The 25,244-nt window shown below is 54.6% G+C and carries 27 protein-coding genes; 14 read left to right on the top strand and 13 right to left on the bottom strand.

Features of this window, described 5'->3' with window-relative positions; all coding sequences use genetic code 11:
- The 4 genes from rfaF to HMPREF3096_RS28005 are packed head-to-tail and all read left to right on the top strand — an operon-like array spanning position 1 to position 4,089.
- On the top strand, positions 1–1,059 hold the full coding sequence (gene rfaF, locus HMPREF3096_RS27990; RefSeq protein ID WP_022064891.1) for an ADP-heptose--LPS heptosyltransferase RfaF: 1,059 nt from the start codon (positions 1–3) through the stop codon (positions 1,057–1,059).
- A 3-nt stretch (positions 1,060–1,062) separates the two neighbouring features.
- A complete protein-coding gene (gene rfaC, locus HMPREF3096_RS27995; RefSeq protein ID WP_008806847.1) occupies positions 1,063–2,034 on the top strand; it encodes a lipopolysaccharide heptosyltransferase RfaC in 972 nt (323 codons plus the stop codon).
- Positions 2,034–2,942, top strand: a complete 909-nt coding sequence (locus HMPREF3096_RS28000) for a sugar glycosyltransferase (RefSeq protein ID WP_012540313.1) — start codon at positions 2,034–2,036, stop codon at positions 2,940–2,942. The genes rfaC and HMPREF3096_RS28000 overlap by 1 nt, the downstream gene beginning before the upstream one ends.
- Positions 2,920–4,089 carry an O-antigen ligase family protein gene (locus HMPREF3096_RS28005; protein WP_022064893.1) on the top strand — a complete coding sequence of 390 codons (1,170 nt, stop codon included), beginning with the start codon at positions 2,920–2,922 and terminating at the stop codon, positions 4,087–4,089. The genes HMPREF3096_RS28000 and HMPREF3096_RS28005 overlap by 23 nt, the downstream gene beginning before the upstream one ends.
- A gap of 43 nt (positions 4,090–4,132) precedes the next feature.
- On the opposite strand, the gene HMPREF3096_RS28010 is transcribed toward HMPREF3096_RS28005, so the two are convergent.
- Both HMPREF3096_RS28010 and HMPREF3096_RS28015 read right to left on the bottom strand, forming a co-directional pair.
- Positions 4,133–5,212 carry a glycosyltransferase family 9 protein gene (locus HMPREF3096_RS28010; RefSeq protein WP_008806844.1) on the bottom strand — a complete coding sequence of 360 codons (1,080 nt, stop codon included), beginning with the start codon at positions 5,210–5,212 and terminating at the stop codon, positions 4,133–4,135.
- Positions 5,213–5,230: 18 nt separating this feature from the next.
- Positions 5,231–6,193, bottom strand: a complete 963-nt coding sequence (locus HMPREF3096_RS28015) for a polysaccharide deacetylase family protein (RefSeq protein WP_012540311.1) — start codon at positions 6,191–6,193, stop codon at positions 5,231–5,233.
- 111 nt (positions 6,194–6,304) lie between these two features.
- Between HMPREF3096_RS28015 and rfaQ the strand changes: the two genes are divergently transcribed.
- From rfaQ to coaD, 7 genes are all read left to right on the top strand, one after another.
- A complete protein-coding gene (gene rfaQ, locus HMPREF3096_RS28020; protein ID WP_012540310.1) occupies positions 6,305–7,381 on the top strand; it encodes a putative lipopolysaccharide heptosyltransferase III in 1,077 nt (358 codons plus the stop codon).
- A complete protein-coding gene (locus HMPREF3096_RS28025; RefSeq protein WP_008806841.1) occupies positions 7,378–8,505 on the top strand; it encodes a glycosyltransferase family 4 protein in 1,128 nt (375 codons plus the stop codon). The genes rfaQ and HMPREF3096_RS28025 overlap by 4 nt, the downstream gene beginning before the upstream one ends.
- Before the next feature lie 2 nt (positions 8,506–8,507).
- Complete coding sequence (locus HMPREF3096_RS28030) at positions 8,508–9,602, top strand: glycosyltransferase (protein ID WP_070544673.1); 1,095 nt, start codon at positions 8,508–8,510, stop codon at positions 9,600–9,602.
- Positions 9,603–9,631: 29 nt separating this feature from the next.
- Entirely contained in the window at positions 9,632–10,621 is a 990-nt protein-coding gene (locus HMPREF3096_RS28035; RefSeq protein ID WP_008806839.1) for a glycosyltransferase, read from the top strand.
- 91 nt (positions 10,622–10,712) lie between these two features.
- Positions 10,713–11,987, top strand: coding sequence for a lipid IV(A) 3-deoxy-D-manno-octulosonic acid transferase (waaA, locus tag HMPREF3096_RS28040; protein WP_008806838.1), 1,275 nt, complete (start codon positions 10,713–10,715; stop codon positions 11,985–11,987).
- Positions 11,987–12,757, top strand: a complete 771-nt coding sequence (locus tag HMPREF3096_RS28045; RefSeq protein ID WP_008806837.1) for a glycosyltransferase family 2 protein — start codon at positions 11,987–11,989, stop codon at positions 12,755–12,757. The genes waaA and HMPREF3096_RS28045 overlap by 1 nt, the downstream gene beginning before the upstream one ends.
- 2 nt (positions 12,758–12,759) lie before the next feature.
- Entirely contained in the window at positions 12,760–13,239 is a 480-nt protein-coding gene (coaD, locus tag HMPREF3096_RS28050; protein ID WP_008806836.1) for a pantetheine-phosphate adenylyltransferase, read from the top strand.
- 135 nt (positions 13,240–13,374) lie between these two features.
- Here coaD and mutM read toward each other — a convergent pair whose 3' ends face one another.
- The 4 genes from mutM to radC all read right to left on the bottom strand — a co-directional run bounded on the left by mutM (position 13,375) and on the right by radC (position 15,626).
- Positions 13,375–14,184, bottom strand: coding sequence for a bifunctional DNA-formamidopyrimidine glycosylase/DNA-(apurinic or apyrimidinic site) lyase (mutM, locus tag HMPREF3096_RS28055; protein WP_008806835.1), 810 nt, complete (start codon positions 14,182–14,184; stop codon positions 13,375–13,377).
- 135 nt (positions 14,185–14,319) lie between these two features.
- Positions 14,320–14,487 carry a 50S ribosomal protein L33 gene (gene rpmG / locus HMPREF3096_RS28060; RefSeq protein ID WP_002922510.1) on the bottom strand — a complete coding sequence of 56 codons (168 nt, stop codon included), beginning with the start codon at positions 14,485–14,487 and terminating at the stop codon, positions 14,320–14,322.
- Positions 14,488–14,507: 20 nt separating this feature from the next.
- The gene (gene rpmB / locus HMPREF3096_RS28065; protein WP_002436699.1) at positions 14,508–14,744 is read right to left on the bottom strand and encodes a 50S ribosomal protein L28; all 237 of its coding nucleotides are present in this window, start codon (positions 14,742–14,744) and stop codon (positions 14,508–14,510) included.
- A 216-nt stretch (positions 14,745–14,960) separates the two neighbouring features.
- Entirely contained in the window at positions 14,961–15,626 is a 666-nt protein-coding gene (gene radC, locus HMPREF3096_RS28070) for a RadC family protein (protein WP_008806834.1), read from the bottom strand.
- 172 nt (positions 15,627–15,798) lie between these two features.
- Between radC and coaBC the strand changes: the two genes are divergently transcribed.
- From coaBC to slmA, 3 genes are all read left to right on the top strand, one after another.
- The gene (gene coaBC / locus HMPREF3096_RS28075; RefSeq protein ID WP_032691473.1) at positions 15,799–17,013 is read left to right on the top strand and encodes a bifunctional phosphopantothenoylcysteine decarboxylase/phosphopantothenate--cysteine ligase CoaBC; all 1,215 of its coding nucleotides are present in this window, start codon (positions 15,799–15,801) and stop codon (positions 17,011–17,013) included.
- The gene (gene dut, locus HMPREF3096_RS28080) at positions 16,991–17,449 is read left to right on the top strand and encodes a dUTP diphosphatase (RefSeq protein WP_012540306.1); all 459 of its coding nucleotides are present in this window, start codon (positions 16,991–16,993) and stop codon (positions 17,447–17,449) included. Before coaBC ends, dut begins: the two co-directional genes overlap by 23 nt.
- 124 nt (positions 17,450–17,573) lie before the next feature.
- Entirely contained in the window at positions 17,574–18,170 is a 597-nt protein-coding gene (gene slmA, locus HMPREF3096_RS28085) for a nucleoid occlusion factor SlmA (protein ID WP_008806831.1), read from the top strand.
- 47 nt (positions 18,171–18,217) lie between these two features.
- Here the strand turns inward: slmA and pyrE are convergent, their stop codons facing one another.
- The 7 genes from pyrE to HMPREF3096_RS31240 form a co-directional block, all read right to left on the bottom strand.
- Positions 18,218–18,859 (bottom strand): orotate phosphoribosyltransferase, encoded by a 642-nt coding sequence (gene pyrE, locus HMPREF3096_RS28090; RefSeq protein WP_008806829.1) that lies wholly within the window; start codon positions 18,857–18,859, stop codon positions 18,218–18,220.
- Positions 18,860–18,970: 111 nt separating this feature from the next.
- Positions 18,971–19,687, bottom strand: coding sequence for a ribonuclease PH (rph, locus tag HMPREF3096_RS28095; RefSeq protein WP_002922602.1), 717 nt, complete (start codon positions 19,685–19,687; stop codon positions 18,971–18,973).
- A 95-nt stretch (positions 19,688–19,782) separates the two neighbouring features.
- A complete protein-coding gene (locus HMPREF3096_RS28100; RefSeq protein WP_012540305.1) occupies positions 19,783–20,922 on the bottom strand; it encodes an ABC transporter permease in 1,140 nt (379 codons plus the stop codon).
- Positions 20,909–21,826, bottom strand: coding sequence for an ABC transporter ATP-binding protein (locus tag HMPREF3096_RS28105; protein ID WP_016161962.1), 918 nt, complete (start codon positions 21,824–21,826; stop codon positions 20,909–20,911). The genes HMPREF3096_RS28100 and HMPREF3096_RS28105 overlap by 14 nt, the downstream gene beginning before the upstream one ends.
- The gene (locus HMPREF3096_RS28110; RefSeq protein ID WP_012967055.1) at positions 21,819–22,784 is read right to left on the bottom strand and encodes an HlyD family secretion protein; all 966 of its coding nucleotides are present in this window, start codon (positions 22,782–22,784) and stop codon (positions 21,819–21,821) included. The genes HMPREF3096_RS28105 and HMPREF3096_RS28110 overlap by 8 nt, the downstream gene beginning before the upstream one ends.
- Before the next feature lie 86 nt (positions 22,785–22,870).
- The gene (locus HMPREF3096_RS28115; protein ID WP_032731486.1) at positions 22,871–24,571 is read right to left on the bottom strand and encodes a lysophospholipid acyltransferase family protein; all 1,701 of its coding nucleotides are present in this window, start codon (positions 24,569–24,571) and stop codon (positions 22,871–22,873) included.
- A gap of 394 nt (positions 24,572–24,965) precedes the next feature.
- On the bottom strand, positions 24,966–25,244 hold a 279-nt coding region (locus HMPREF3096_RS31240), incomplete at its 5' end, for a hypothetical protein (protein ID WP_218069940.1).

The raw sequence follows: 25,244 nt of genomic DNA on the forward strand, positions 1-25,244 counted from the left end.
ATGAAAATTCTGGTGGTAGGCCCGTCTTGGGTGGGCGACATGATGATGTCGCAAAGTCTTTATCGTACGCTCAGGGCGCGCTATCCCCAGGCGATTATCGACGTGATGGCGCCAGCCTGGTGCCGTCCGTTGCTATCGCGCATGCCGGAAGTGAATGAAGCGATCCCGATGCCGTTGGGCCACGGCGCGCTGGCTATCGGCGAACGCCGCAAGCTCGGCCATAGCCTGCGCGAGCGTCGCTACGATCGCGCTTACGTGCTGCCGAACTCGTTTAAATCGGCATTAGTCCCCTTCTTTGCCAACATCCCGCTGCGCACCGGCTGGCGCGGCGAGATGCGCTACGGCCTGCTCAACGACGCCCGGGTACTGGACAAAGACGCCTGGCCGCTGATGGTGGAACGCTACGTGGCGCTGGCCTACGACAACGGCGTGATGCGCTGCGCCAAAGATCTGCCTCAGCCGCTGCTGTGGCCGCAGCTGCAGGTCAACGATGGCGAAAAATCACAGACCTGCAACGCCTTTAATCTCTCAAACGAGCGGCCGATCATCGGCTTCTGCCCCGGCGCGGAATTCGGTCCGGCCAAACGCTGGCCGCACTATCACTATGCTGCGCTGGCTAAAAAGCTTATCGACGATGGCTATCAGATTGCGTTATTCGGCTCGGCGAAAGATAACGAGGCCGGCAAAGAGATCATCGCCGCCCTCAGCAGCGAGCAGCAGGCCTGGTGTCGTAATCTGGCGGGTGAAACCCAGCTGGAGCAGGCGGTCATTCTGATCGCCGCCTGTAAAGCTGTAGTGACTAACGATTCGGGGCTGATGCACGTCGCCGCCGCGCTGGACCGCCCGCTGGTGGCGCTGTATGGCCCGAGCAGCCCGGACTTCACCCCGCCGCTGTCGCATAAAGCGCGGGTTATCCGCCTGATTAGCGGCTACCACAAGGTGCGCAAAGGCGATGCCGCGGAAGGCTATCATCAGAGCCTGATCGACATCACCCCAGAACGCGTCCTGCAAGAGCTGAACGAACTGTTAGCGGAAAAAACCGAGCACGAGGAAGCGTAACGGATGCGGGTATTGATCGTAAAAACCTCGTCCATGGGCGACGTGCTACACACGCTGCCCGCGCTAACCGACGCTGCGCAGGCCATCCCCGGCATTCGCTTCGACTGGGTGGTTGAAGAGGGTTTCGCGCAGATCCCCTCCTGGCATGAAAGCGTCGAGCGGGTGATCCCGGTGGCGATTCGCCGCTGGCGTAAAGCCTGGTTTTCCGCGCCGATTAAAGCGGAGCGTCAAGCCTTCCGCGAGGCCGTTCAGGCGGTAAAGTATGACGCCATCATCGACGCCCAGGGGCTGGTGAAAAGCGCCGCGCTGGTTACTCGCCTGGCGCACGGCGTCAAGCACGGTATGGACTGGCAAACGGCCCGCGAGCCGCTGGCGAGCCTGTTTTACAACCGCCGCCACCATATCGCGAAACAGCAGCACGCAGTGGAGCGTACCCGTGAGCTGTTCGCCAAAAGCCTTGGCTACGCGAAACCCCAGACCCAGGGGGATTACGCCATTGCGCGCCATTTCCTGCAGCACGAGGCTAGCGCTGCCGCGCCCTATCTGGTGTTTCTGCACGCCACCACCCGCGATGATAAGCACTGGCCGGAAACCCGCTGGCAGGAGCTTCTCGATCTGCTGGCCGACAGCGGCGTCCGCATTAAGCTGCCGTGGGGCGCCCCGCACGAAGAGGCGCGGGCAAAACGACTGGCGGAAGGCCGGGAGTATGTTGAAGTGCTGCCGCGCATGAGCCTTGAGCAGGTGGCGCAGGTTCTGGCCAGCGCCCGGGCTGTCGTCTCGGTCGATACCGGACTGAGTCATTTGACCGCCGCGCTGGATAAACCGAACTTCACGCTCTACGGCCCGACCGATCCGGGGCTGATTGGCGGATACGGTAAAAACCAGCATATCGTCAGGCCGGAAAACAGCACCAGCACCAGCGATATTCCGGCCAGCCGGGTTCATCTTCTCCTGCAAAATCAGGGGCTGCTCTGATGGGATCCCTGTTTAAACAGATCTACCGCTATACGCGCCCTCGCGCTTATCGCCACAATGAAAATCTGTGGCCTTTTACCCGTATTACGCGCGCGCCAAGCGGCGAAATCAGCGCGTTACGCTATAAAGGGAAAACGGTGCCGCTGGTCAGCCTGAGCGCGCTGAAAAACAGCATGCAGGGCGAAGTCCTGCTGACCGCCACCGGCCCCTCAACCCGCAATATCGATTTTTCCCTGTTGTCGAAAACGATCCCGGTGATGGGCGTCAATGGCGCCTGGCATCTTGCCGACCGGCTACACTTTTCGCTCTATACCATCGTCGACATGGAATTTTTCGATAAGAAGCCTGATATTATCCGCGCCATTGTCAGCCAGCCGGAGATTCTGCTGTTCACCACCATGCACGGGATCGCCAAAATCCTCGATCGCTATGGGGACGCACTACGCTGCCGTTTGGCGTTGATTGAGGACGGTTGCTATAAGATTTACCAGCCGAAAGTCGCCAGCGAAGCGATAAAGCGCACTTACCAGCAGAATGCGGCGATGTGCTTTCATCCTCAGCGCCCGGATATCTGTTTTAGCACCGATATTCGCCAGGGCATCTTTGATGCCGGCACGGTGGTCTACTGGGCGCTGCAAATTCTCGCCTGGCTGGGCTTCAATACTATCCTGGTGAGCGGCCTGGATATGACCAACTTTAACCAGCCGCGATTCTACGAAACACAACAAGAAAAATTGCCTTCTTACCTGGCAACAAAAGTGGATACCCTCGTCATGCCCTCCTTTGCGCATGCCGCGCAGGTACTGCAGCAACGTCAGATTCGGGTGATTAATTTTTCCCCAGAAAGCGCTGTGCCGGATACTATCTTCGAAAAGGTTGCGTTTAATGAGTACTTTAAAAGTGAGTAACTTCGCCAGACAGGGTTACTCGATTGTCTTTCCTTTGTTTTTATTTTTCAGCGCGATTTTTTGCATGTCCACCCGGACCAATAATCTGCTGCATTTATCGATCCTGCTGCTATTGCTGTCGCTGGTACGCCAGGAAAACCGCCAGGCGCTGGCCGGGGTGTTACGCGAGCAGTGGCAGACCTGGACGCTGCTGGCAGCTTTCTTTATCTATTACGCCCTCAGTAACCTGTGGGGACATACGCCACAGCATATTGACTCGCCGATCACCCACGGCGTGTATCTGACGGGGTATCTGTTGCTGATGACGATGCTGCTCAGCGACGAACGAACCCGCCGCCTGGCCATGCTGGCGGTGGTTGGCGGGATCACCGTGCTCTCCCTGTGGACGCTGATTATCGACCATACGCTGGTCCTCACCGAACGAGCGGTCTCCCCCGAGAACCCCGGACCAACGAACGTTATCGACCTTGCCGGTTACTGCGGCATCGGCATTTTAATCTGCGGCATGCTACTGAAAGAAAAAGCCAGCCACTGGCTCTATCTGCCGGTGGTCATCATGCTGGTGATGCTGCTGCTCACCCAAAGCCGTGGGCCGATCATCGCCCTGGTGCTGGCGGTCGGCTGCACGTTGCACCTGCACGTCTTCACCCGCCGCAACCTGCTGATCGCCGCGGCGCTGGCTGTGCTGGTTGCGCTGCTTTTGGTCATGACGCCGGTGGGCGACATGCTGCTCGCCCGTTTCGAGGAGCTTGGCACCCAAAGCGGGCTGCGCCTGAGCATCTGGCACCATACGCTGTCGGAGATGGCCAGCCAGCCGTGGCTGGGGCGCGGTTTCAGCTATGAACTGGATTTCATCAACTACAGCGGCGAGCACATCACCACCACCCACAGCGTGTATATGGGCGCCCTGCTGAAAGGCGGCATCCTGGGGTTACTGCTGCTGCTGGCGGTCATTGCCTGCGGGCTATGGCAGGCGTGGCGCAAGCGCCACACCGACAGCCGCTACAGTCTGGCGATCCTGTTTTACGCGCTGGTGTTTATGGCCTCGCAGGGGATGTTTATCATCAGCAACCCCCGGGAAACCTGGGTGCTGTTCTGGCTGCCGCTGGGCATCGCGCTCAGCAAAGGGCTGGCGGAAAAACGCTAACAAAAAGGGCCGTCAGCGGCCCTTTATTATATTCACTTTTAAATCAACTGCGGGCGGCGACCAGCCGGTCGGCCTGCTCTTTAATCACGGGCCACACTGACTCAATCGCCACATCGGCGACATTCGCTTCTTCACAGACGATCTGTTTCGCCTTGTCATAGCCCGGCGCCCAGATGTGATAGCCGGGCAGCCCGGTATCCTTGAGTTTGCGCTTGTTATAGACCGCCACCATCGGTTTATCGAAGGCCCGGGCGATATGCACGATCGAGGTGTCTGGCGTAATGACTAAATCACAGCTGCGGATCACTTCGACGGCGGAGTTGATGGTACTGTCGGCGATATACAGCGCCATATCCAGCCCCAGCTGGCGGATTTTCTCACTACGCCCCACCATCACGATACAGACCCGGTAAGGTAGGGCGCGTAACCGCTCGACCAGGGTCGCCACCTGGTGACGACAGAAGTCTTTATCCTCAGACGCGGTAAAAGGGTTAATGGCGATACGCAGTTCGACCTCTCCGGCCTGGGAAAGCAAGCGAGCCACTTTCTCCCGCTCATGGCGGCAGCCGGGGAGATGATAGTGATACGGGTGGTCGTCAACGATGCCAAACAGTTTCACCACCTGTTTATAGCGCTGGGAAATATGGCTGTTGCTGTCAAAAAAAGCGATCGAATGATCGTAAAGTTTATATTGATCTTTATTAAAACCAATCACGCTGGCCGCCCGTAAATCGGCGAGTAATTTAAAGCGTTCATAGCTGGTGACGTCATCAAAATCGATAACTGCATCAAAACCTACCGCCCGCAACGTATTTAAGGACATGCGCGGCCGATATAAATATACTTGCTGAATGAATTCTGAGCCTGCTAATATTTCGCAGCATATTGGTCCGGTTAACACCGAAACCTGATATCCCCGTTCGGCCAGTATTCTGGCGCAGCCGGTCGTGACCACCATATCCCCGACTTTATCGTCCAGGCGCAATAGCAGTACGCGGCGGACAGCCGCTGGGTCGAAGGCTTTACGCGCCGGCTTATTTCTGTATCGATAGTTAATTAAATTAAATTTAATGCCGCGGAAAAAAGCATTCTTTTTCCGCGTTAATTGTTTAAGGATACGCATACGGTACCTTGAGCTGTGTTAGCGCTGTGTGATTTTCCGCTGGTAATATTCTGCCAACGTCATGCCCTTCACCTGCGGCGCCAGCCAGCTAAAAAAGGCTTCAAGGTCAGCGTATAAACGCTCAATATCCCGTTCATTCTGGAACGTGGGGCTGCCGCCGGGCATATACTCTGAAGAGTGGAGCATATATTCCACGTAGTCATTGCCCTGCGTCAACGTTTGTTCGACGACTTTTTTCATCGTCTCCACGTTGCCGCCCATCGGACGCAGCCAGTGTACGGAGGGGGAACGCACTTTACCCCGCAGGCGATCGTAGCCCTGCTTCACGCTGTTCATCCACGCTGAGTGCTTGTACTGAATGCTCATCGGCACTTCCAGCAGCGGAGAGTGGCCTTCGCGGCTGATATCATTTTCATCGAGAAAATAGGCATGCTGCGGGAAGCGGCGATAATCGGTCCCGCCATCGCCCTGCGGCGCTCCCTTGGCGGTCTTCCAGTTCACCCGCGGGGTCACCGAGCAATCCACCTGATAACCGTGCTCCACCAGCAGACGCGCATAGCGCTCGTCAAAGGCCCAGCGCCCGGCGCGATGGCTGACCATTTTGGTCTGGAAAGTATCCTCCAGCAGATGCGTCATATAGTCGACCTTCTCACGCATCATGGCATCGCTGTATTCAATGAGATAAGGCTTATGCCGCCAGTCATCGGCGGTCAGCGGCTCGGTCGGCGGGCTGTTCCACGCATGCAGATGCATGCCGACTTCCGCGGTGCCGCGGGCAATCACGTCTCTGGCGAATTCGATATAAAAGGGGTCGATGGCCATTTCATAGTTGGTCAAATAGACCGGTTTAAAGCCATACTTTTCGCAAAGCTGCTGAAAACGCGGGAGATAACGCGCATTCTCGGTGGTGATGCTGTCATGTTTTTGCCAGAGGTTATCGCCCTCTGTATCAATCGTGATGAGAAATGCGGGATTGTGCACGAAAACGTCCTCAGGCCATACGTATCGGGTCATGGTAGAGCAATACAACGCTTCTCTCAATCTGTCTGATCCCCTAGAATCGGAACCCTTATCCTGGATGAAGAACAGAGTATGACGCCTGAAACCCTCTCCCGCGGCCCGTTGAACCCGGCGCGGATCCTGGTCATTAAGCTGCGCCATCATGGCGACATGCTGCTGATCACGCCGCTTATTCACGCGCTGAAACAGCAGTATCCCGCCGCCAGCGTGGATGTGCTGCTGTATGAAGAGACCCGGGATATGCTCGCCGCCAACCCCGATATCCATCATATTTATGGTCTCGATCGCCGCTGGAAAAAGCAGGGAAAAAGGCATCAGTTGAAGATGCAATGGCAGCTCATTCAGACGCTGCGTCAGCAGCGATACGATATGGTGCTTAACCTTGCTGACCAGTGGCCGAGCGCGATTATCAGCAAACTGACCGGCGCCGCGACGCGGATTGGTTTTGATTTTCCGAAGCGCCGCCACCCGGTCTGGCGCTATTGCCACACCGCGCTGGCCTCCACCCAACAGCACAACCAGCTGCATACGGTACAGCAGAATCTCTCTATTCTCGCTCCGCTCGGTCTCCCGTTGAACGACGCGCCGGCGCGGATGGGCTACAGCGAAGCAGACTGGGCCACCAGCCGCGCCCTGCTGCCGGAGGAGTTCCGGGAAAACTACATCGTCATCCAGCCAACGTCGCGCTGGTTCTTTAAATGCTGGCGCGAAGATCGTATGAGTGCGCTGATCAACGCGCTGTCTGCCGAGGGGTACGCGGTGGTGCTCACCTCCGGCCCCGACGATCGAGAGAAGAAGATGGTGGACACCATCATCGCCGGTTGCCCGCAGGCGCGTCTGCACTCTTTAGCCGGCCAGTTAACGCTGCGCCAGCTGGCGGCGGTGATCGATCACGCCCGCCTGTTTATCGGCGTCGACTCGGTGCCGATGCATATGGCTGCGGCGCTCGGCACTCCGCTGGTCGCCCTGTTCGGCCCCTCGAAGCTGACCTTCTGGCGTCCGTGGCAGGCGAAAGGCGAGGTGATCTGGGCCGGCGACTTCGGTCCGCTACCCGACCCGGATGACATCAACACCAACACCGAAGAACGTTATCTCGATTTAATTCCTACCGACGCCGTGATCGCGGCGGCGAAAAAGGTACTGGCATGAGTAAATTCAGGCTGGCTCTGGTGCGGCAGAAGTACCGCCCGGACGGCGGCGCAGAACGGTTTGTCTCCCGCGCGCTGGAAGCCCTCGACAGCAGTCATCTGCAGCTGAACGTCATCACCCGCGAATGGCAGGGGCCGGTGAAACCGGACTGGCAGATCCATATCTGTAATCCGCGCAAATGGGGGCGCATCAGCCGCGAGCGCGGCTTTGCCAACGCCGCGCGCGCGCTCTGGCAGCGCGAGTCTTTCGACCTGGTGCAGAGCCATGAACGTATTCCCGGCTGCGATCTCTACCGCGCTGGCGATGGCGTTCATCGCCGCTGGCTGCAGCAGCGCTCGCGCATTTTACCGGCCTGGAAAAGCCGCCTGCTGTTCGCCGACCGTTATCATCGCTACGTCATGCAGGCGGAGCGCGAGATGTATGAAGACTCACACCTGCGCGGGGTGATCTGCAACGCCGAGATGATCAAGCGCGAAATTATCGAAGACTTTGGCCTGCCGGCGGAGAAGATCCACGTTATTTATAACGCCATTGATAACCAGCGTTTTCTACCGCCGGGCGAAGACACCTTTGCCGCCTTACGCGCCAAATGGCAGCTACCGCTGCAGGCAACCTGCCTGATTTACGTCGGCTCCGGCTTTGAGCGCAAGGGACTGGCGGCGGCAATCCGCGCCATCGCCCCCACCGATCGCTATCTGCTGGTGGTTGGCAAAGATAAGGATCAGCCGCGCTATCAGGCGCTGGCGAAGAGTCTCGGCTGCGAAGCGCGGGTGCGCTTCTTCGGCATGCAGTCGGAGACGCTGCCCTTCTATCAGATGGCCGATGGTCTGCTGCTGCCCACCCTCTACGATCCGTTCCCCAACGTCATTCTCGAAGCGATGGCCTGCGGTCTGCCGGTGATCACCACCACCGGCTGCGGCGGGGCGGAGTTTATCGTCGACGGCCACAACGGTTACGTCTGCGACGCCCTGGATATCCCGGCGCTGCAGCAGGCGGTGATGGCCCTGCCTGCCCGCGCGCTGGGCTCCGCGCAAGGCGGTCGCGCCCGCGAGCGCATCATGGCCTGCACCAGCGAGCGACTCTCAACCCAGCTGCTTTCTCTTTATCAGGATCTGGTGAAATAACGATGCGCATCTTATTTGTGATTGACGGTTTACCCGGCGGCGGCGCGGAAAAAGTGGTCCTGACCCTGGCAGCACAGTTCCTGCGCGACGGCGATCGGGTGTCGCTCATTTCGCTGCGCGATGTCTGCGAGTATCCGTTGCCCGAGGGTCTCGACTATCAGGTGGTGGCCGATCGCTGCCGTAAACCGTGGCGCAAGCTGACCGAGCTGTCCCGCCGCGCCCGCCAGCTGGACGCCGCGGTCATCCGGGCCGAACAGCAGGGGCAATTTGACCTCGTGCTTTCCAACCTGCACAAAACCGACCGCATCGTCGCCCGCAGCCGGGCGCTGCGCGAGCGTAACGTCTGGTTCTGCCTGCACGGCGTATTCTCTGCCTCCTATCTCGGGCACCGCACCGGCTTTGACCGCTGGATGAAGCAGCAGAAAATTAAGCGAATTTACCAGGGTCGCAACGTGGTGGCGGTTTCCGACGCCGTGGGACGCGATCTGGTGGAAGCCTTCGCCCTGCGTCCGGCACAGCTGAAAACTATCTACAACCCCTTCGATATCGCCACTCTGCGCGCCGAGGCGGAAGCCGACAGTGAGCGACCGGCCGGTGACTATCTGATTCACGTCGGCCGCTTCCATCCGGGCAAACGCCACGACCGCCTGCTCGAAGCCTATGCACAAAGCGGCATTGACGCGCCGCTGGTGCTGTTAGGCCAGGGAAAACCGGAGCAAGAGCAGCGCCTGCGCCAGCTGGCCAAAACGCTGCAGGTTGACGATCGGATGTGGTTCAAGGGTTTTCAGAAAAACCCCTTACCGTGGATCAAAGGCGCACGGATGCTGGTTTTAAGCTCCGATAGCGAAGGATTCGGCAATGTGGTGGTGGAAGCGCTGCTGTTGCATACGCCGGTTGCCAGCACCCGCTGCCCCGGCGGCGTCACCGAGATCCTCACCGGCGAACTTGCCCGCGGTCTGGCGGATCTGACCAGTCCGGCGCTGGCTCAGACGATGCAAAGCATTTACCATAACCCGCCGACTATCGACGACGCCGCGCTGGAAAAATTCAGCGTCGTGTCCATTTGTCAGCAGTACCGTCAGCTGCAGCGCACCTGACGCCGTTAGTTAACCAGGATCGAAGATTTATGAGTCAAACGCCTTTATTGAGCATCGTGGCTGCCGTCTACAACGGTGAGAAATTTCTTGCGCAGTTCTTTGAGTGCCTTGAACAGCAGCAGCTGGAAAGCTATGAACTGATCCTGGTGAACGATGGTTCGACAGACAACAGCCTGGCGGTGATCGCCGAATGGCGGGATCGGCTGCAGAACGTCCAGGTACTGGAGCAGGAAAACCAGGGCGTCTCGGTCGCGCGCAATACCGGCCTCGCCGCCGCCAGCGGCAAATATCTGGCGTTTCCGGATATCGACGACAAACTCTATCCGGGCATGTATCGCACGCTGCTGGAGATGGCCGAGAAAGAACATCTCGATATCGCGACCTGCAACGGCACCTACGTGTATGAAAAGCGCCGCGAGAGCCACCCGATCTTCCCGCTGGATCGCCTGCCCTCGACCGGCGTGCTGCCGGGTCATGTCTGGCTCAAGCAGGCCCTGGACTCGCGGAAGTTTCTACACGTCACCTGGCTCAACATCTATCGCCACGACTTTATCCGCCAGCATCACTTCCATTTCGAGCCCGGCCTGCGCCATCAGGATATCCCGTGGACGACAGAGGCGCTGCTGGCCGCGGAGCGCGTGCAGTACACCAGCCAGCAGTTCTATGATTACTACATCCACTCTGAGTCGGTGTCGCATAAGCCGGACAACGACGACACGCTGATGCGTTCGGCGCGCCACTATATGAAGATTCTGGAGATGCTGGAGGCGATCAACCAGCGCTACCCGGATAAAGTGCGCCATATCGCCGCCTGTCGCTGGCAGATCGCCAAAGAAGGCCTGGGGATCATCCACACCTTCGACAGCATGAAAGATGAGTCGAAAAAGCATGTTATTATTAAAGAATTCTTCGACCGCGGTATCTGGCGGTTAATCTGGAAAAACGCCTGTACTTTCCGTTTACGCTGGCGCCTGGGACGCCGTTATCTGCGTATTAAGCGTTATCGCCACGCGGTATAGACCAAAAACCCGCTGTTTCCGCCAAAGAGATAGCTTTACGCGGGCTAAATGCTTAGAATTTGCCCGCCAAAACAGAGAACGGATAAATAGTTTGGAATTGCTTTATACCACCCTACTTTACCTTATTCAGCCGCTGGTGTGGCTGCGGCTGCTGCTGCGCAGTCGTAAGGCTCCTGCCTATCGTAAACGCTGGGCGGAACGCTATGGCTTCTGTCAGAACAAGGTAGAGCCGGATGGCATTCTGCTGCACTCCGTTTCCGTCGGAGAAACCCTGGCCGCCATTCCGCTGGTTCGCGCTCTGCGCCACCGCTACCCTTCGATGCCGATCACCGTCACCACCATGACGCCGACCGGCTCCGAGCGCGCCATGTCGGCGTTCGGCAAAGATGTCCATCACGTCTATCTGCCCTACGATCTGCCCGGCGCCATGAACCGCTTCCTGAATACCGTTCAGCCGAAGCTGGTTATCGTGATGGAAACCGAGCTATGGCCGAATATGGTGGCCGCGCTGCATAAGCGTAAGATCCCGCTGGTGATCGCCAACGCCCGCCTTTCTGAACGTTCCGCCAAAGGCTATGCCAAACTGGGCGGTTTTATGCGCCGCCTGTTAAGCCGTATTACGCTTATCGCCGCGCAGAATGAAGAGGATGGCAACCGCTTCCTTGCTCTCGGACTGAAGCGCAACCAGCTGGCGGTCACCGGAAGTCTGAAATTCGATATCTCCGTCACCCCGGAGCTGGCGGCCCGCGCGATTACGTTGCGCCGCCAATGGGCGCCACACCGCAAGGTCTGGATTGCCACCAGCACTCACGACGGCGAAGAACAAATCATCCTGCAGGCGCATAAAAAACTGCTGGAGACCTTCCCGAACCTGCTGCTGATCCTCGTTCCCCGGCATCCGGAGCGCTTCCCCGACGCGCGTGAGATGGTGCAAAAGGCCGGAATGAGCTTTACTCTGCGCAGCACCGGCGAGATCCCCTCCTCCAGTACCCAGGTGGTGATTGGCGATACCATGGGTGAACTGATGCTGCTCTACGGCATTGCCGACCTCGCCTTCGTTGGCGGCAGCCTGGTGGAGCGCGGCGGCCATAACCCGCTCGAGCCGGCGGCGCATGCCATTCCGGTGCTGATGGGGCCGCATACCTTCAACTTCAAAGATATCTGCGCCAAGCTGCAGCAGGATGATGGCCTGATCACGGTCACCGACGCCGACTCGCTGGTCAGGGAAGTGTCCACGCTCCTGACCGATGAAGACTACCGCCTGTGGTATGGCCGTCACGCGGTGGAAGTGCTGCACCAGAACCAGGGCGCGCTGTCGCGTCTGCTCAAGTTACTGCAACCTTACATGCCGCAACGGAGTCATTAATGTCGAACCGGCTTTCCGTGGTGATGATCGCCAAAGATGCAGCGGACCTGCTGCCGGATTGTCTGGACTCCGTTAGCTGGGCAGATGAAATCATCGTCCTCGACTCTGGCAGTACCGACAACACCGTCGAGCTGGCCCGCCGCCTCGGCGCCCAGGTCTATACCCATACCGACTGGCGAGGCTATGGTATTCAGCGCCAGCGCGCGCAGGACTATGCCACCGGCGACTGGGTGTTGATGATCGATACCGATGAGCGCGTCACGCCAGAACTCAGGCAGGCTATTCTTAAGGTGCTGGCAGCGCCGCAGCGCGGCGCTATCTACAGCATCGCTCGTCGCAACTACTTTCTCGGACGCTTTATGCGCCACAGCGGTTGGTATCCCGATCGCGTGCTGCGCCTGTACGAACGCGCCCGTTACCGCTATAACGATAATCTGGTCCATGAATCGCTGGATAGCCTGGGCGCTGAGGTCATTCCGCTAACCGGCGATCTCCTGCATCTGACCTGCCGCGACTTCGCTGGCTTCCAGCAAAAACAGCTGGCGTATGCTGCAGCGTGGGCGCTTGAGCGCCACCGCAAGGGCAAGAAGACCTCGATGGCGGGCATTTTCAGCCATACCCTGGGCGCGTTCCTGAAAACGCTGCTGCTGCGCGGTGGGGTGCTGGACGGTAAGCAGGGCTGGTTACTGGCGATGGTCAACGCGCAGTATACGTTTACGAAATATACCGAGCTGTGGGCGCTGAGCCACGGCTACTCGGAGAAAGGGTAATCATGAGCACAAAAGCGATCTATCCGGGTACCTTTGATCCCATCACCAACGGTCATATCGACATTGTCACCCGCGCGGCGAGCATGTTCGATAAAGTGGTGCTGGCTATCGCCGCGAGCCCGAGCAAAAAGCCGATGTTTACCCTCGACGAGCGTATCGCGCTGGCCACTCAGGCAACAGCGCATCTGGTTAACGTGGAGGTTATCGGCTTTAGCGACCTGATGGCCAGTTTCGCCCGCGCGCAGCAGGCCAATATTTTAATTCGCGGCCTGCGGGCGGTGGCGGATTTCGAGTATGAGATGCAGCTGGCCCACATGAACCGCCACCTGATGCCCACCCTTGAGAGCGTGTTCCTGATGCCGTGCAAAGAGTGGTCATTTATCTCTTCCTCACTGGTGAAGGAAGTGGCGCGTCACCAGGGCGACGTTTCTCATTTCCTGCCAGCTAACGTCCACCAGGCGCTGTTGAATAAGCTGAAGTAACGCATCTATCTGCTGGGGCATGAGCCACGCAGGCTGGCGCTGCACTGCGCCGCCCATCCACACCGGCTCTGTCCCGGTCTTTGTGCCAGGTGGCGCTACGCTGACCTGGCCTACAAACGTTCCTGTTCCTGAGAACTACTTCTGGCACTGACGGCAATAAAAGGTCGCCCGCTGGGCATGTTTGGTCCCGACAACCGGCGTGCCGCAGATCCGGCACGGTTCGCCCTTGCGGCCATAGACCTGCAGCTCCTGGGCAAAATAGCCCGGCTTGCCATCGCTTTGCAGGAAATCCTTCAGCGTGGTGCCGCCCTGCTCTATCGAACGCAGCAGGACCAGCTTAATCACTTTCACCAGCTGCTCACACTCTTCCCGCGACAGTGAAGAAGCCAACCTGTCGGGATGGATCCCGGCCGAGAACAGCGACTCGCTGGCGTAGATATTGCCGACCCCTACCACCAGCTTGTTATCCATCAGCCAGGGTTTGATCGCAGTTTTTTTCTTCGCGCATTTCTGCTGAAGATAGTCGGCGTTAAATTCATCGCTGAGCGGCTCCGGGCCAAGGTGGGCCAGTACCGGATGGTCTTCCAGCGTTTTGGTCCACAGCCAGGCGCCAAAGCGGCGCGGATCGGTATAGCGCAGCACCTTGCCATTACTCATGACCAGGTCAACGTGATCGTGTTTTTCGGCCGGTAGCTCTTCGCTCAGGATACGCAGGCTTCCCGACATCCCGAGATGAACGATGATCCAGCCGTCCGGCAGTTCCAGAAGCAGGTATTTGGCACGACGCCGCACGCTGAGTACCGGAACGTCGCTCAGGCGATAAATCTCTTCGGAAACCGGCCAGCGCAGCCGTCCATTGCGCACAATGGCGTGCAGAATAGTTGCGCCAACCAGGTGCGGCTCGATGCCGCGGCGGCTGGTTTCAACCTCTGGTAATTCAGGCATGATTTTCCTCCATTTACCCGACGTATTGTGCTTCACGGACAGGTGACTGAAAAGGGAGTATGTGAAAGCAATATGGGGGAGTTTTAAAAACAAAAAACCCCGCCGAAGCGGGGTTTTTATACAAGGAGGCTAAAATTATTTGATTTTAGCTTCTTTGTAGATAACGTGCTGACGTACAACCGGATCGTACTTTTTCAGTTCCATTTTTTCCGGTTTGGTACGCTTGTTCTTCGTGGTGGTATAGAAGTGACCAGTACCAGCGGAAGAAACCAGCTTGATTTTCTCACGAATACCTTTAGCCATGATTTATTTCCTCTAAGTACTTAGTACTTTTCGCCACGGGCACGCAGTTCAGACAGAACTGTATCGATGCCTTTCTTATCGATTACACGCATACCTTTAGCAGATACGCGCAGGGTGACAAAACGCTTCTCGCTCTCAACCCAGAAACGGTGAGAGTGCAGGTTCGGCAGGAAACGGCGTTTAGTCGCGTTCAGTGCGTGGGAACGGTTGTTACCGGTCACCGGACGCTTGCCAGTAACTTGGCAGACTCGGGACATGTCTATTCTCCAAAAATCAAATTAGCTCGAGCTTCGTATGGGGTATTGGCGCCTCGTCAGGCTTTACAGCCTGGTCATCGCAGTTCAATGTGAACTCTCGACTGCCAGGCCCAAATGCCAAACCCGAGATTCTCAAAGGTGGCGTAGTATACGCTGACTCGGCGATGTGCTCAAGTCCCGAACAGACAAAGATCCCGAAGGATCGCCAGTTCGGGGCTAAATCCAGCCACGCTCGGCAAAAGATACATACGCACCGCGGCCGATAACCAGATGGTCAAGCACGCGTATCTCCATGAATCGACAACATTTTACCACCCTTTCGGTAATCAGCCTGTCTGCCTGGCTCGGCTCCGGACTACCGGAGGGATGATTATGCGCAAGGATCACGGCGGCAGCGTTCACTTTGATGGCTTCGCGTACAATTTCTCGCGGATGCACCTCAACGTGGCTAAGAGTACCAGAAAAAAGGCGACTATGTTTCAACACCCGGTTCTGATTATCTAAAAAGATCACCATAAAGATCTCGCGCTCTTCTTCCGTAAGCTGGCTTTGTAAAAATTCCCGCGTCGTCGAGGGACTGACCAGCGCAGCCTCCTCGACCAGCTGTGAGCTAAAATAGCGTCGCGCCAGCTCGGCAATACCCTTCAGTTGCGCATATTTCGCCAGCCCCAGTCCATCCACGGCAATCAGCTGCGCTTTATCCGCGGAAAGCAGAGCGTAGAGCGAGCCAAAACGCTGCAGTAACGCCTGCGCATAGCCGAGCACATCCTGACGACGCGTGCCGACGCGCAGAAACAGCGCCAGCAGCTCAACATCCGTTAGCGCTTCGATGCCGTACTGCAACATCTTTTCTCGTGGCATCAGATTTTCCGTTTCGTCCATGCGCCCTCCTGGGTGAATTTGCCTATCCTGGCACAGCCTGACGGCGCTGCCGACCCACTGCTTTTCACCCTGCGTAGCCGCTCGCAAAGTGAATGCCCACCAGAGGCACGACGACGACAGGATTGTGATAAGATGCGCGGATTCTGGTCTACGGCAACAGGAAGACATCATGATGACTCTGGCGGGTAAAAAAATCGTCCTGGGCGTCAGCGGCGGTATCGCGGCGTATAAAACCCCGGAACTGGTGCGCCGACTGCGCGAACGCGGCGCGGAGGTGCGTGTCGCGATGACGGAGGCGGCAAAAGCGTTCATCACCCCACTCAGCCTGCAGGCGGTATCCGGCTATCCGGTTTCCGACAGCCTGCTCGATCCGGCGGCGGAAGCGGCCATGGGCCATATTGAGCTCGGGAAATGGGCCGACCTGGTGATCCTCGCCCCGGCAACCGCTGATTTAATCGCCCGCGTGGCGGCCGGCATGGCCAACGACCTGGTGTCGACGATCTGTCTTGCCACCCCTTCCCCGGTTGCCGTGGTGCCCGCCATGAACCAGCAGATGTATCGCGCGCAGGCCACCCAGCAGAATCTGCAGACGCTGGCTTCCCGCGGCCTGCTGCTGTGGGGACCGGACAGCGGCAGCCAGGCCTGCGGCGACGTCGGCCCGGGGAGAATGCTCGATCCGTTAACCATCGTGGAGATGGCCGCGCAGCATTTCGCCTCCCCTGTCAAAGATTTGCAACATCTCAACCTCATGATTACCGCGGGCCCGACCCGTGAGCCGTTGGATCCGGTGCGTTACATCAGCAACCACAGCTCAGGCAAAATGGGCTTCGCGATTGCCGCCGCCGCCGCGCAGCGGGGCGCGAACGTGACCCTGGTCAGCGGCCCGGTATCACTACCGACACCGCCGTTTGTGCAGCGCATTGATGTCACTACCGCACTGGAAATGGAAGCCGCCGTCCAGGCCGGCGCTCAGCAGCAGCATATTTTTATTGGCTGCGCCGCAGTGGCGGATTACCGCGCCGCCGTCATCGCCGAAGATAAAATTAAAAAACAAGGTGATGAATTAACAATAAAAATGATTAAAAACCCGGATATCGTGGCCGGGGTTGCGGCGCTAAAAGCCCATCGCCCTTACGTCGTTGGGTTTGCCGCCGAAACGAATAATGTGGAAGAATATGCGCGGCAAAAACGTGCCCGCAAAAACCTCGACCTGATTTGCGCTAACGATGTTTCTCAGCCTGATCAGGGCTTTAATAGCGATAACAACGCATTACACCTTTTCTGGCAGGATGGGGAAAAGCGCTTACCACTTGAGCGCAAGGAACTCCTGGGCCAATTATTACTCGACGAGATCGTGACCCGTTATGATGAAAAAAATCGACGTTAAGATTCTGGACCCGCGTGTCGGCCAGCAATTTCCGCTGCCGACCTATGCCACCTCCGGCTCCGCCGGACTTGACCTGCGAGCCTGTCTCGACGACGCCGTAGAGCTGGCGCCGGGTGCAACCACGCTGTTGCCGACGGGCCTTGCGATTCATATCGCCGATCCCTCTCTGGCGGCGGTAATTCTGCCACGCTCCGGCCTGGGCCATAAGCATGGCGTAGTACTGGGCAATCTGGTGGGCCTCATCGACTCCGATTACCAGGGGCAACTGATGGTGTCCGTCTGGAACCGCGGTCAGCAGAGCTTTATTATCGAGCCGGGCGAACGTATCGCGCAGATGGTCTTTGTGCCGGTCGTGCAGGCGGAATTTAACCTGGTGGAAGAGTTTGACGCCACCGACCGCGGCGAAGGCGGCTTCGGTCACTCAGGGCGTAAATAAGCCCAGCAACACGGAACCTGCATCCCAACGCGCATAACGCAATAACATCACCGCAAACTCCGGTTTGCGGTCGCGTTGTGGATGTCTGCCTGACAAGTGCTTATTTTCAGGGGTATTTTAAAACATGGCAGAAAAGCAAACTGCGAAACGGAATCGTCGCGAAGAAATACTTCAATCTCTGGCGCTCATGCTGGAATCCAGCGATGGTAGTCAACGTATTACCACCGCGAAACTGGCGGCTTCCGTCGGCGTCTCCGAAGCCGCGCTGTATCGCCATTTTCCCAGCAAAACCCGCATGTTTGACAGCCTGATCGAGTTCATTGAAGACAGTCTGATTACGCGCATCAATTTGATTTTGAAAGATGAAAAGGACACGACCGCGCGCCTGCGCCTGATCGTTCTGTTGATTCTTGGGTTTGGCGAGCGTAATCCTGGGCTGACGCGTATCCTCACCGGGCACGCGCTAATGTTCGAACAGGACCGGCTACAGGGCCGCATCAACCAGCTTTTTGAGCGCATCGAAGTGCAGCTGCGTCAGGTGATGCGCGAGAAAAAAATGCGTGAAGGCGAAGGCTACACCCTCGACGAAACCCTGCTGGCCAGCCAGCTGCTGGCCTTCTGCGAGGGTATGCTGTCGCGCTTTGTGCGAAGCGAGTTCAAATATCGTCCGACGGATGATTTCGAGGCCCGCTGGCCGCTGGTCGCCGCACAGCTGCAGTAATCTGCTTCTGAGATGCCCGGTAGCCTGACGCTTACCGGGCGTATGTCTTAGATGCCGTAGGCTTCACGATAGGCACGAACTGACGCCAGATATTCCGCCATCTCGGGTTTCTCTTCCAGATAAGCAATCAGCTCTTTCAGAGTGATGATTGAGATAACCTGGCAGCCGTAATCCCGCTCCACTTCCTGAATAGCGGAGATCTCGCCGCGGCCGCGCTCCTGACGATCCAGGGAGATCAGTACGCCCGCCAGCTGGGCGCCCTGGGCCTGGATAATCTCCATGGATTCGCGGATCGCCGTACCGGCGGTGATCACGTCATCCACCAGCATCACACGCCCCTGCAGCGGGCTACCGACCAGGTTGCCGCCTTCGCCGTGGGTTTTTGCCTCTTTGCGGTTAAAGCAGTAAGGCAGATCGCGGTCATGATGCTCAGCTAACGCCACCGCGGTGGTGGTGGCGATCGGAATACCTTTATAGGCCGGGCCAAACAGCAGGTCGAACTCAATCCCGGAATCCACCAGCGCCTCGGCATAAAAACGGCCCAGCAGTGCCAGATCGCGCCCGGTGTTAAACAGGCCGGCGTTGAAGAAATAGGGGCTCTTGCGCCCGGATTTCAGCGTGAACTCGCCAAACTTAAGAACCTGCTTGCTAAGCGCAAACTCAATAAACTGGCGCTGATACGGCTTCATGGATTCGCTCCTTTTGGTACTTTCATCATTGTCAGACTACGCGCTCATCCTTTGCAGGTGTAATGAAGGATGAAGCGCAAAAAAAAGGCGACTTCTCAGTCGCCTTAATCATTAATTTTCTAACGCCGCCTTCTGCGTCGTGATAATGGATTCGATCCCCCCTCGGGCTAACGCCAGGAGAGTGAGGAGCTCTTCATGGGTGAACGGCTCGCCTTCTGCCGTCCCCTGCACCTCAATAATGCGGCCATCTTCGGTCATCACCACGTTCATGTCGGTTTCCGCTGCGGAATCTTCGATGTACTCCAGATCGCAAATGGCTTCGCCGTTAACGATACCAACGGACACCGCGGCAACCATCCCCTTCATTGGGTTGGTTTTCAGCTTGCCGGCTGCCACCAGTTTGTTCAGCGCATCGGCCAGCGCCACGCAGGCCCCGGTAATCGACGCCGTACGGGTGCCGCCATCGGCCTGCAGCACATCGCAGTCGAGTGTGATGGTGAATTCACCCAGCGCTTTCAGGTCAACCGCCGCGCGCAGCGCGCGAGCGATCAGACGCTGAATTTCCATCGTCCGGCCGCCCTGCTTGCCTTTTGCTGCTTCACGCGCGTTACGCGTGTGCGTTGAGCGCGGCAGCATGCCATATTCAGCGGTGATCCAGCCCTGCCCCTGTCCTTTCAGGAAACGCGGAACGCCTTCGTCAATGGAAGCGGTGCACAACACTTTGGTATCACCGAATTCGACCAGCACGGAGCCTTCAGCGTGTTTTGTGTAATTACGGGTCAGGGTGACGGGACGCACCTGATTAGCGCTACGGCCTGCTGGACGCATGATAGAAATCTCCGGCTTGAAACGAATGTGGGGCGCATTATACGAATTTCATGGCGAAAAGCCTATGCCAACACGTGCCGGGCACGCACATAATGTCAGTCCAGTGTTTTACGATAAGATTTCAACCCCACGCCAATCACTATCACCGCCAGGCCGATCAGTGGCAAAAGGTCGGGTAATAATGCCATCGCAGAATAGCCTTTCAGCATGATGCCCTTAACCAGTCGGATGAAATAGGTCAGCGGTAAACAGGAGCCAATGGCTTTCGCCCAGTCAGGCATACTAATAAAGGGGCTGATAAAGCCGGAAAGCATAATGGAAGGAATAAAGTAAAATGACGACATTTGCAGCGCCTGCAGTTGGTTTTGTGCCAGGCCAGAAATACCAATGCCAATTGACAGGCAGAGGAAAACATATATTAACAGCACAAAAAAAAGCAGAAAAACGCTACCATGAAGGGGAATATCGAACAATAGCACAGCGGCAATCAGAATTAACGTCGCCTGGAACAAACCGATGACAACAAAAGGCGTTATCTTCCCGACAATGACCTCAAACCCGGTCAAAGGAGAGACCAGTAAATTTTCTAACGCCCCGTTTTCTCGCTCACGGGTAATAGACAGGGCGGTCATCAGGATCAAGGTGGTACTGAGTATCGATCCCATAATACCTGGAATAGTATTAAACTGGGTAATCCCCTCAGGGTTAAACATCCGATGGATAATAAGCTCGAAATCATCCTCTTTTTGCGAGACACGCATGTCGCCCGGCAAATCGTGTTGAAACATCGATTTCGCCACCTGTACAAGGGCACTTAGCGCATTCCCCGTGGTTATCGGATCGATGGCATCCCCCTGAATTAACAGCTGAGGCTTTTCTCCACGCAGCATCTTGCGCGTAAACCCCTCAGGAATTGTCACGATAAAAGTGACATCTCCCCGAACGAAAGCTTTCTGCGCCGCCTCTTCTGAATCGACAGGAATCATTGAAAAATACCCTGTATTTTGCGCTTCCGTCACAAAAATATGACTCATGCGTTCGGTATCGTAATTTAATAACGCGGTAGGAAGATTATGGGGATCCATATTGATCGCATAGCCAAGAATGATCAGCTGAAAAATAGGTGTCAGGAGCACCATACTAATGCTGACTTTATCACGACGTAATTCGTGGATTTCCTTAATAACCACGCCGATCCAACGGGTAAAGGAGAAGCTTAAATTAATTTTTTTCACAATCGTTTTTCATCAAGTAGGTAAATGCATCTTCCAGATTGGTAGCCACCTGACAGAACTCATAGCCCTGTTGTGTAAATGCAAAAAGCGTGGACTTTAATTTGGCTTCATCTCTGGAAGTAATATAAAGCTGATTGCCAAAAATGACCGTTTGCTCAATATCCGGCAAGCGTTGTAGCTGGTTTTCAAGCAGCGTCAGACCGGTGCCACTGGTTCGCATGGTGATCAGATTCTGGGACGCGATAATCGACGAAATAGTGCCATTCGCCAACAGACGGCCATAAGACAGATAGGCAACCTTATGGCAGCGCTCGGCCTCATCCATATAATGCGTGCTCACCAGGATTGAGATCCCTCTGTCCGATAACTGATGCAGCATTTGCCAGAACTCTCGCCGCGCTTTCGGATCCACGCCGGCGGTTGGTTCATCGAGAAACAACAAAACGGGTTCATGCAACATGCAAGCGGCGAGGGCCATTCTTTGCTTCCAGCCGCCAGAAAGCTCCCTGGCCTGCTGATGCTGTCGGGTAGTGAGGCCTAACTCTGAAAGCGCGCGTTCAACCCGGGCTTTACGTTGGTCGAGGCTATACAACCGCGCGATAAAAAGTAAGTTTTCCCGGATGGTTAAATTTCCCCACATTGAGAAATACTGGGTCATATAACCTATCTTTTTTTTTATTTTTTCCCGCTGCGTAAAGATGTCCATGCCCAGACAAGAGCCTTCACCTGAATCCGGGGTAATCAAACCACACATCATCCGAATCGATGTTGTTTTCCCGCTACCGTTCGGCCCAAGAAAACCATAAATTTCGCCTTTGGCCACCTGCAAAGAGAAATCCTTTACGACGTGATGCTCACCAAAATACTTATTGAGATTTTTTACATCAATACAAAGATTATTCATTACCAATAACCTCCACATCAAACGGCTGGCCGATTTTCATCCGCTCAGCCTGCTTCCGGGCAGGAACAGCCTCAGCCATAAAAATGAGTTTCTCCCGGCGTTTCGTACTATAAATAACCGGAGGCGTAAATTCCGCTTCAGGACTGATGTAGTTAATCACGCCAGCAATGGGCTCAGCGCAACCATCGCATATCAGTTTTACCTTAGTTCCGATTTTAAATTTACCAAGCATCGCCTCGGGTATAAAAAAGCGTACTTTTATATTCTCAGGAGGTAACAGACTAATTATTGGTCTGCCGGCAGTGGGCCGTTCCCCAGCGCGATAAATAATATCGAAGACTTTAGCATTGACCGGAGAAACAATCGTCGTTTGCTGGACATCCCAAAGCGCCTTGTCACGTTCGAGTTTTGCCGCGGCCACCATCGAGAGCTGTTTGCTAATCTCATCCTGACGGGCAGGCAGTTGCCGCGCTTTGAGTTGATTAATTAACTCTTCAACCTGCGCGCCTTTTTGCGTTAACTCATCCCGGATATCCTCCCATTCTGCGAGCGAGATGGCGCGACTGGCGTAAAGATTACGATACCGCTCAAGCTGACGCTTTACCTGGGATTCCGCCGATCGTGCTTTTTTAATCTGGGCACGAATAATATCCAGCTCTTCAGGCCGCTCTCCCGACTCCAGATTTCGCAATAATGCGCTCTCTGCAGAAAGTTTTTCCTCAGCTCGCAGGAAAATATTTTGCGCATCAAAGGACTCAATCTTCACTAACTCTTGTCCAGGCGTGACATTATCTCCTTTCTTAATGAATAGCTGTTCAATTTTTGCAGTGGAAGAATAAGAAAGATAGACAAATTCGCCATGTGAATAACCAGATAACCTGTTCTCCGGTTTGTTATCACACCCCGTTATCATCAGCATCGCTATCACAACAATAAATATATTTACTGGCTTTTGCATTAAAACGCATCCGTACGCATAGAGTTTTTCATTACTGATGTCTGGATTGAATTATTCTCATTCCAAACCCTAACGTTATCGTCAGTTTAATCCTTTAAATAATGCTTAAAGTATATTTCATTCAATTTATCGAGAGCACTCAGGTTTAAACCAGCGATCGAGTGAAAAGCATCATCTTTTGTGAATGCAAGAATCGACGATCCGCCTGGAGAAAACCATTTAGCGCTCTGTTTAAAAGGCCATGGTAGTTCATAACCTTTTTCTCTCAGTAAATCGTTAAGCACACGCCAGTCGTCTCTAAAATCATTTCCGGAAAATGGGCTATCACTTTGTGCACCTTCTGCAGTGAATAATTGAATTGGCGTACAAAAGTTAACCGAACTGGGAAAGTACATATTATAAAAGCTTACAATGAGTTTCTGTACCTCTTCAGGAAAAGAGCCGGGAATCGTCAACACACCTAACAAATATTTATAGTCTGGATATCTTTTTATAAAATCAAATATCCCGCGCCATAAATAATCAAGAGCATTACTTTTTTGATAAGGCTTCTGGATAAATCCACGGCCGATTTCCACACACTGGCTTAAACAGGAATAGGCATTATTATGGTACTTGAACAGGCTGTTGCTATAGAGGCCTGTTATTCCATGTTGCGCTAACTGCTCACCAACGGGTATTAGACGATAGGCACCCAGTATTTCTTCATCAGAAGGATCCCATAAAATGACATGGTAATAGGTTTCATCAAAAACATCATTATCTCTGTCTTTACCGGATCCGGCGCCAATATCGCGATAACAGCGCTCGCGTAAGCGCCCTAGCTCATCAATAATGGGTGAGTCTCCGAGGGTATTGCAGCGAAATATCAATAATTTTCTACCATCATCAAATTGTCTTAATACTTCGCACTCTTCTATTGCGTTTATTAAACTCTCTCGACTACCTGTTAATTGTTGCGGAGAAACCGTATCTACCAGCGCCGGGCCATTCTCTCCGATGCTCTGGAGATGCATCAAGCATACACTTGACGCGGCAGACAGATCTTTATTAAATCGATTAAACGAAGATAAGGCTATTTGCTGCCCTACTTTGATTTTCATGGTCTTACCACGATGGCGTAGCGCTTCACGAATAATCATTATATTTGACAGTTGCCGCCAGACCGTCGCAGCTAAATAATAAGTTTTGCTGTTTGATCCCGTAATATGAACAGGTACCAGCGCCGCGTTGTTTCTCATCGCCAGTTGTAAAAAACCGGGATTCCATTGATGTTCCTGTAAACCTGAAAGAGACCAGCTAGCCAACTTACCTGCAGGACAAATAATCAACACACCACCGTTCTTCAGGTGATCGTTCATTTCCCTGAATTTCTTATGGCTCATCTTACCAGCCATATTCTCAATACCAATGGTAAGTTCTGCCACCTGTGGGAATATCATTGGCAAAATATGGTTAGCCACTATTTTTATATCTTTCCTGACCTGAGCGATAGTATGTATTAAAGCAATACCATCCATTACCGTCGGATGATTTGAAATAACAACTGTAGCACCCTGTCGGGGTATATTATTAAAGTCAGAGCATTCCGTTTCACATCGGACGTTAAAAAAATCAACGACCGAACTAACCCAATGCACACCATTTTTATCAATTAACCGTTCGTCGTTTATTAAACGAGAGAATATCTTATTGCCAAATGCGGCTCTGAAAACCCATTTTTTCCAGTGTGGAATATTGGTATCCGGGAAAAACTCTCTAATGACTCTGTCAAAGATAGCGTTCATATTAAAATCCTTTTTATAGAACTAATCTAAAACGACTATACTCGTGATCCTTCTGTCGGACAATACCGCCCAAAATGAAAACCCACTAATACAAAATTAATGAATATAGTTGAAGTGATAATATTCATGAAGACAATATAAACAATAGCAGGTTTAATATATTCGCCGTAATAAATTCAAAAAAAGCATACATAATACTTAAAGATAATAGACCATAGTATTTCCAGTGGTTATATTTGGCACGAAAGCATCACTCTAATCAGATTTTCCGCCAAGAAACTAGCTCGTATAGCATCATCTGTATTTGATGCTCACGCCAAATAACATAAAACCATTAACTACAGCAAAAAGTAATATCTCCCCGCGGTCAACAAAGCGCAGAAAAACCATTTCTTCAGTAAGCCAAAATAATTAACCACATATGACTTAACAGCATCATGGACGTAAAATTGCCAATACAAAACGTCTTATTTTTACCCACAACAGAAGCATACCGCTCGCTTAACTTAGTAATTGCATGAAATAGATTGTGGCTATGCCCCTCAAAACAATCGCCATCCAGGTATTTCATCACTATTCCTGTTAAGTCACCGCCCGCATAGCTATAATCCTTGCATTCATTATTACGAAAACAGGAACGTCTCATAGACTGGACCTTAAGAACTAAGTCTTT

The sequence above is a fragment of the Klebsiella sp. HMSC25G12 genome (genome assembly GCF_001807705.1).
GTDB lineage: Bacteria > Pseudomonadota > Gammaproteobacteria > Enterobacterales > Enterobacteriaceae > Klebsiella > Klebsiella variicola.